The following is a 7,282-nucleotide window of genomic DNA, read 5'->3' as shown; positions in this document are numbered from 1 at the left end:
GTCATCAGGGACAAGATCATCGGACACTCCGCAGACCCTGCCGATGAAGATCATTGACTGCCAGCCGACACGCCGATCTCATTCTGAAACGATCAGTTAGTAGCTGCTGGAGTCACAGCCTGTGGACGCCGACCCCGACGTGGAGTCGCACCCCGAGGACGAGGATCCCGAGTCGTGGTGCCCGCCGTAGTGGACGGGGCCCGGGTCGGTGTACGGCGTGGAGCCGAAGGAGGCGGCGGGCGCGGCCGGCGCGGCGGTGGTCGACGAGGACGAGGAGCGGGGCGGGGTGGCCGGCTTGCGGCGGCGGAAGATGCTCATGCCGGCACTGTTCCGCCGGCCTCGGGTGGTCCACCCTGATTTGAGGTAGATCAGCGCTTATCAGGCGTTGTGCCCGGTGCGGCTACCCTTCCTCCTGCGCTGCTGGTTTTGGGCCGGGCGACCACGCGGGAGGACGAAGGGCACACCCGTGAAGAAGACGTTTGCGCTGCACACCACCCCCCACGTCGCCGACGTCGGCGGCACCGAGCTCAAGTTCCAGCCCGAGGTCATGGGCGATGAGTTCATGGACGCCTACACCGAACTCGTCCAGGCGCAGAAGGCTGCGACCGGCATCGACCTGGAGGACCCGGACGGCATCGACCCGGAGAAGCTCCGCGGCGCCGCGCGGGCGATGCGCGCGTTCCTGGCCCGCGTGATGATGCCGGAGTCCGCGGAGTTCTTCACCCGCCTCCACGTCGTCAAGGACGGCAAGGTGCTGGAGGCGTTCGCGGACCGCACCGAGGCCGAGGAGTACGCCGACGGCGTCGAGGACGGCGGCGCGCGGGTGGTCGACGCGTTCCAGCTCCCGGACCGCGTCCTGGTGCAGCTCCTGGAGTGGGTCGTCGAGCTTTACGGCGGGGGTGCTGCCGAGCGCCCTACCACGTCATCATCCGACTCTGCGACGCCGTCGCCGAGGGCTGGGAGGCGTGGGACGGGGGTCTCCTCCTCCAGGGCGTCGACTGCCGCACGTGGACGCTGAGGCAGCTCCTCGCCGCCGCCGAGGCGTCCATGGACAACGCCGCGGAGGATGACGCCGAGCGGGCCCGCAACCGCGCCCGCCTGTACGCCCCACCCGGAGGGAAACGGCGCCGGCGGAGCGAGGACGGGCAGCGTGCCGTGCCCGGGCCGGGGGCGATGCGCATGGGTGACGCGCGGGCGCTCATGGCGCAGATGGCCGCACAGGACGCACAGATGACCAGGGGCGGCACCGGCTAGTCTGGTCGCGCCGCTGGTTTTGGGCCGGGCAACCATCACGATCTGTGAGGTTGCCCGGTGGCCGACGACGTCGAGGACTACGGCTCAGCGCGCATCACCATCGAGTTCAACGACGCCGAGGCGGTCGACGACGCCCGGGTCCTCGGGCTCCGTATCCGGCGGGCACTGGACCGCGCGACCCGCGACGCCGGCGACCTGATCCGCCGCAACGTGGAGCGCGGCATGGCCGCGGCCTCCGTCTCTGTCAGCGTCGAGCCGGACCTCCGCCGGTTCGAGTCGGCGCTCCTGACCGGCCTGCGGGACCTGGGCAGCATCAGCGTCCCGGTAGAGCCGGACCTGACCGGGTTCACCGAGCGGCTGCGCGCCCACCTGGCGGGCGAGGAGCTGCACGTCCAGGTGCAGCCGGACCTGTCCCGGTTCGACGCCGGCCTCCTTACCGGCCTGCGGTCGCTGGACAGCATCAACCTGCCCGTGGCCCCGGACCTCACCGGGTTCGTGGAGGCCATCCGCGCCCACCTGGCCGGGCAAGAGGTCTCGATCCGGGTCGTCCCGGACATGGACGGCTTCGACGCCCGGATCCGCGCTCACAACCCGCCGTCCGTCGAGGTCGACGTCGACACGAATGTCGACAACAACCGGTTCCGCAAGGCCTTGTCCGGCCTGGGCAAGATCGCCGGGACGGTCGGCAAGAGCCTGACGGGGCTCCTCGGGTTCGGCGCCATCGGCATTGCCGCGGCGAGCACCACGACCAGCGTGGTTGGGCTGGGGGCCGCCCTCGCCCCCACGGTCGGCATCATCGCCGCCCTCCCTGCCGTGCTCGCCGGCGCGCAGGCCGCCATGGGCACGCTGCGCCTGGCCGTGGTCGGCGTCGGCGACGCCCTCGGCGCGGCTTTCAGCGGCGACGCGGCCAAGTTCGCCGAGGCGTTGGAGAAGCTGTCACCGGCCGCCCGTAAGGCCGTGTTGGCGGTCAAGGAGTTCGCCCCGGAACTCAAGGCAGTCCAGCAGGCCGTACAGCAGCGGTTCTTCTCCCAGTTCTCCGGCGACATCTCCGGGGCGATCAAGAACCTGTTGCCCCTGCGGTCCGGGCTTGAGGGCATCGCCGCGGGGTTCGGCCAGGCCGCGTCCGAGGGGCTGAAGTTCCTCCAGACGCGGGAGGCGTTCGGGTCCCTGCGGGGCATCCTGTCCGGCACCTCCGACGCCGTGGAGGGTCTGCAGCACGCGGTAACCCCCCTGGCACAGGGCTTCCTCAACGTCGCCTCGTCGGTGTCCACCGCTTTCGGGGCGCGCCTCGGCGCGAGCATCGGCAGCCTCGGCCAACGCTTCGGGGACTTCCTCACCCGCATCGCCGACAACGGGCAGGCCGTGGCGTGGGTGGACACCGCGCTCGCCACGTTCCGTCAGCTCGGCGACGTCCTCGGCAACGTCGGCTCGATCTTGTCCGGGGTGTTCCAGGCCGCCAACGCCGACGGCGCCGGGTTCCTCGGCAACCTCCAGCGCATCACGGCGACGTTCGCGGAGTTCGCCAACAGCGCCCAGGGCCAAGAGGCGATCGGCAACATCTTCTCGACGCTGGCCACCATCGGCGCCCAGCTCGGCCCGATCCTGACCGCGGTCCTGACCCAGGTCGGTGCCATCGCGCCGGCCTTGCAGCCGATCTTTACCGCACTCGGTCCGGCGATCGTCAACCTGGTCAACGCCCTCGGTCCTGCCCTGGCCGCGATCGCCCCCTCCCTGGCCACCGTCGGCCAGGCCCTCGCCGACGGGCTCGGCCGGCTGGGCCCCTCCCTGGCCCCACTGGGCGAGGCCATCGGTCGTGCCGTGTCAGCACTGGCCCCACTGCTGCCCCTGGCGGGCGAGATCGCCGCCACCTTGGCGGCCATCCTCGCCCCTGCGCTGGACGCCGTGACCGCCGTCCTGTCGCCGATCATCGACGCCCTCGTGGCCGCGCTCCTGCCCGTCCTGCCGCAGGTCGCCGCCGCGTTCACGACCCTCGGAGCGGCCCTGGGCCCCGTCGCGGAAGTCCTCGGCAAGAGCCTCGGTGACGCCCTGACGCGCCTCCTGCCGCCGATCCTGGAACTGATTCCGCAGATCGCCGGCAAGATGGTCCCGGCCTGGATCGCGCTCGCCGAGGCGGTCACTCCGCTGATCCCGGAGCTGGTCAACCTCGTCGTCATGGCCATCGAGCCACTGCTGCCGATGCTGCCCCAGCTCGTCGACATGATCGCCGACCTGTCGGCGAACTTCGTCTTGGCGCTGGCCGCAGTCGTGCCGATCCTGCCGCCGCTGCTCCGCCTGTTCACGACCATCTCGCAGTTCGTGGCGTCCAAGACCACGTTCCCCCTCCTGCAAGGCCTGGTCGACGCCCTCACCGGGCTCGTGGGCATCGTGACGACGGTCCAGACGAAGGCGCGCGAGTTCTTCACCGGCACGATCCGGTCCTTCTCCGACCTGGGCTCGGGCATCCTCGACGCCCTGACCAGCCTGCCCGAGAAGATCGGATCGTTCTTCTCCGGCCTGTGGACCACGGTGACCGAGGCCGTGTCAACCGGCTTCACCGCCGTGGTCGACTTCTTCACCCAACTCCCCAGTCGGATCGTCGCCGGCCTGGCCGCTCTGCCCGGCCTGCTCCTCGACCTCTTCATCAACGCAATCGCCGGCCTGGGCATCGCGATCCTCACCGGCATCGCCGCGCTGATCTTCATCTTCACGCGGCTGCCAGGGCTGATCGTGCAGGCCCTGGCGTCGCTCGGCTCCACCCTGCTGAGCTTTTTCACCACGGCTTTCACCACCGTCGTCTCCGCGGTGTCCAGCTTCATCAGTCAAGTCGGGTCGTTCTTCGCCCAGCTCCCAGGGCAGATCGCCTCGTTCCTGTCCGCGCTGCCCGGGCGGGTGTCCGGGTTCTTCCGGTCCGCCGGCACCTCCGCTCTCTCCGCCGCGCGGAGCTTCGGCACGACCGTGGTCAACTTCTTCCGGGAGCTGCCCGAGCGCCTGGCACGCGGCCTGTCCTCGCTGGGCTCCAAGCTCGTCGAGAAGATCAAGAGCGCGGGTTCCTCGGCGATCCGCGGGGCGCGGCAACTGGTCTCCGACATCGCGAACGCCTTTACCCGGCTGCCCGGGCTGATCCTCGCCAAGATCGGCGACATCGGGGGCGCCATCCGCCGCAAGATCGCCGGCGGGCTGCCCGCTTCTGTGCGTGGCCTCATCCCTGGCCTGGCGAACGGCGGCATCGTCACCGGGCCCACGTTCGCCATGCTCGGCGAGGGCAGCCGCCCCGAGGTCGTCATCCCACTGACCAAACCGAAGCGCGCCCGGGAGTTGGCGGCAAAGTCCGGGCTGCTCAACCTCCTCGCCGCGCCGGCACAGGCCGCCACCCTCGCCGCGAGCAGCCTGCCCAAGCTGAGCGGCGGTGGCTCCGCGAAGGACTTCGAGAACGTCGGCCGGCAGATCGCGGCCGGCCTCATCGCCGGTATCCGCGGCTCCATCGGGGACCTGGACCGGGCGACACAGGACATGGTCGGCACGGCCATTGTCACCGCGGAGCAGGTCCTCGGCATCGCGAGCCCCAGCAAGGTGTTCCGGCAGATCGGCAAGGACACCGGGAAGGGGTTCATCCTCGGCCTCACCGGTACCGCCGACCAGATCAAGCAGACCACCGAGAAGATCGCGAAGCAGATCACGGATGCTTTCAAGGGGAAGGCGTCCAAGGTGGACGACCGCCTCGTGTCCATGCTGACCACCGGCAACAAGAAGCTCCAGACCCTCGCCGCCCAGCGTGACGCCCTGGTCGCCAAGATCGCGGAGGCGCAGAAGTTCGGCGCGGACACCACCGCGAACGCCCTGTCGTCGTTCTCGCTGCAGAATCTCACTCAGGGCGGCCCGATCACCGCGGACAGCATCGTCGCCGGCCTGGACGACGCCCTGTCCAAGGTGAAGAACTTCACCAGCCGGATCAACGCCCTGGCCCGCCGCGGGCTCCGTAAGGACCTGCTGCAGCAGATCATCGGCCTCGGCCCGGAGCAGGGCGCGGAACTCGCCCGGGTCCTGGCGACCGCGGACAAGGCCACGTTCAAGCGAATCAACAGCCTCCAGACCCAGTTGACCGACGCGTCCACGGTCCTCGGCCGCACGGGCGCTGACGTGTTGTTCGACGCCGGCAAGAACGCGGGCAAAGGCTTCCTCGCCGGGTTGCAGGGGCAGCGCAAGGCGATCGAAAAGCTCATGGTCGACATCGCCAAGAGCATGCAGAAGGCGATCCGCGCGGCCCTGCGCATCAAGTCCCCGTCCCGGGTGTTCATGGCGATCGGTGACATGACCGGCGCGGGCCTGCACATCGGCCTCGTCAAGCGGCTCGCCACCGTCGCCAAGGCGTCCCGGGTGGCGGCGCGGGCCGTGGTCGACGCTGTGTCCGGGCAGTTCGACGTCCTGCCCGGCCGGGTCGGCTCCTCCCTCGACGGGCTGGGCGCCGGCGCCAACGTGATCCCGCTGACCACGGCCCAGCGTCGCCGCCAGGCCGCGGTGGAGACCGCCGCCCGCGACCTGGCGCGCGGCCGAGGCAGCGCCGGCAAGGCCGAGACCGTGATGCACAACACCTTCCACATCACCGAGGCCGGCGACGGCCAGGCGACGGCGCACCGCGTCCTTAACCGCCTCACCTACGCGGCAGGAGTGAGCTGATGACGGCCGAGTGGTACATGGCTTACGGCGGCGTGGAGGTGGCGAACCACACGCGCCTCGGGGTGTACCTGGACACAGTCGGGTCGCCGCTGTCTTCCTACGGCCCGTGCGGCTGCCCCACCGTCACGGCTGAGCACTTCGGGGACACCCCGTACTCCACCCCGGAGGAGGACGCCGCCCCCTGGTACGACCCGGACGCCCCGGAGTCCGCGGAGTTCGCCGGCGTCATGATCCTGGAGGTCGCCGGGATCGACGACCGCCCCGTGCGGCGCACCGTCACCGGCGGCATCGTCGGCGGCGGCTCCATCGGCCCCGCGCGGGCGTTGCCGCGCACCATCACCGTCACCGCATTGATCCTCGGGTCCACATGCTGCGGCGTGGAGTACGGGCTCCACTGGCTCGGGGAGGTGCTGCAAGGGTGCAGCGGCGGTGACTGTGATGGGGACTGCCTCACCCTCTACAGCTGCTGCCCCGGCGAGGACATGACGCCGGAGGACTTCAACGCGGAGCACCGGCGCACGCTGCGCCGCGTCGCCCTCGTCGAGGGCCCGACCGTGGTCGCCCGCGCCGGCACCGGCTGCGACACCGGGGACTGCCAGTCCGGCGCGGACATCATCACCGTGGAGTGGGTCCTCACCGCGGCCACGCCGTGGCTGTGGACTGATACGACTCCCGTCCTCGAGGTCGCCCCGCCGGGCGATGACGACGACACGTGCATCACCTGGTGCGTGCACCCGCCGGACGGGCCCGGCTGCTCCGGCCCGTGCCGGTTCGCGCCGTGCCCGGACCCCACCGCCCTGTGCGCTGACCCGCGGTGCCTGCCGCCCCCGCCCCCGACGCCGACCCTGCCGAGCGAGACCTGTTACTGCCTGCCGGTCGCCATCGAGCGGGAGTGCTACGAGCTGGACCTGACCAGCCGTCCGGCGTGGTCGGCGGACGCCCCCATGATCACCGTGCGGGCCGGGTCGGCGGACCTGCGGAACCTCACCATCGAGATCTTCGAGCGGTCCCCGAACGACGTCGGGCTGACCGCGGACGAGGTGGCCGACAACGGCCGCTGTTCGCCGCATTCGGTGTATTCGGTGATCTACGTCCCGGCCGGCGGGGCGCTGACCCTGGACGGCCAGGTCGGGCGCGCCACCGTGGAGTGCGGCGGGACGTGCGAGTCCTCGCCGGACGTCTACGGCCGGGACGGGCTGCCGCCGACCTGGCGCCTCTTCGAGTGCGCCTCGTACGTGGTGTGCCTCTCCTCTGACGTGAGCAACCCGCCGGCGGATGGGGCGATGGTGACGCTCGGGCTGTCGGGACGGGGGCGGTAATGGCGGTCGCCGGGTGCGGGTCGCATCAGGTCCGG

The 7,282-nt window shown here is 70.9% G+C and carries 5 protein-coding genes; 4 read left to right on the top strand and 1 reads right to left on the bottom strand.

Features of this window, described 5'->3' with window-relative positions; all coding sequences use genetic code 11:
* Positions 1 to 96: 96 nt before the first annotated feature.
* The gene (locus PV410_RS34120; protein WP_500329728.1) at positions 97 to 318 is read right to left on the bottom strand and encodes a hypothetical protein; all 222 of its coding nucleotides are present in this window, start codon (positions 316 to 318) and stop codon (positions 97 to 99) included.
* A gap of 148 nt (positions 319 to 466) precedes the next feature.
* Between PV410_RS34120 and PV410_RS34115 the strand changes: the two genes are divergently transcribed.
* Genes PV410_RS34115 through PV410_RS34100 form a run of 4 tightly spaced genes read left to right on the top strand, consistent with a single transcriptional unit; the run spans position 467 to position 7,247 of the window.
* Entirely contained in the window at positions 467 to 1,018 is a 552-nt protein-coding gene (locus PV410_RS34115) for a hypothetical protein (RefSeq protein ID WP_500329727.1), read from the top strand.
* 29 nt (positions 1,019 to 1,047) lie between these two features.
* On the top strand, positions 1,048 to 1,254 hold the full coding sequence (locus PV410_RS34110) for a hypothetical protein (RefSeq protein ID WP_500329725.1): 207 nt from the start codon (positions 1,048 to 1,050) through the stop codon (positions 1,252 to 1,254).
* A 57-nt stretch (positions 1,255 to 1,311) separates the two neighbouring features.
* Positions 1,312 to 5,928 (top strand): hypothetical protein, encoded by a 4,617-nt coding sequence (locus PV410_RS34105; protein ID WP_500329724.1) that lies wholly within the window; start codon positions 1,312 to 1,314, stop codon positions 5,926 to 5,928.
* On the top strand, positions 5,928 to 7,247 hold the full coding sequence (locus PV410_RS34100) for a hypothetical protein (RefSeq protein ID WP_500329722.1): 1,320 nt from the start codon (positions 5,928 to 5,930) through the stop codon (positions 7,245 to 7,247). Before PV410_RS34105 ends, PV410_RS34100 begins: the two co-directional genes overlap by 1 nt.
* Positions 7,248 to 7,282 lie beyond the last annotated feature (35 nt).

Origin of the sequence: Streptomyces sp. PA03-5A (assembly GCF_033792725.1) — a bacterium.
Lineage (GTDB): Bacteria > Actinomycetota > Actinomycetes > Streptomycetales > Streptomycetaceae > Actinacidiphila.
Note: the sequence above shows the minus strand (reverse complement) of the source record. Positions and strands in the feature narration are given on the sequence as shown.

Bases quoted from the DNA above. Each gene is read 5' to 3' on its own strand.
- PV410_RS34110 (WP_500329725.1), top strand. From the start codon at position 1,048: ATGGACAACGCCGCGGAGGATGACGCCGAGCGGGCCCGCAACCGCGCC.
- PV410_RS34100 (WP_500329722.1), top strand. From the start codon at position 5,928: ATGACGGCCGAGTGGTACATGGCTTACGGCGGCGTGGAGGTGGCGAAC.
- PV410_RS34120 (WP_500329728.1), bottom strand. From the start codon at position 318: ATGAGCATCTTCCGCCGCCGCAAGCCGGCCACCCCGCCCCGCTCCTCG.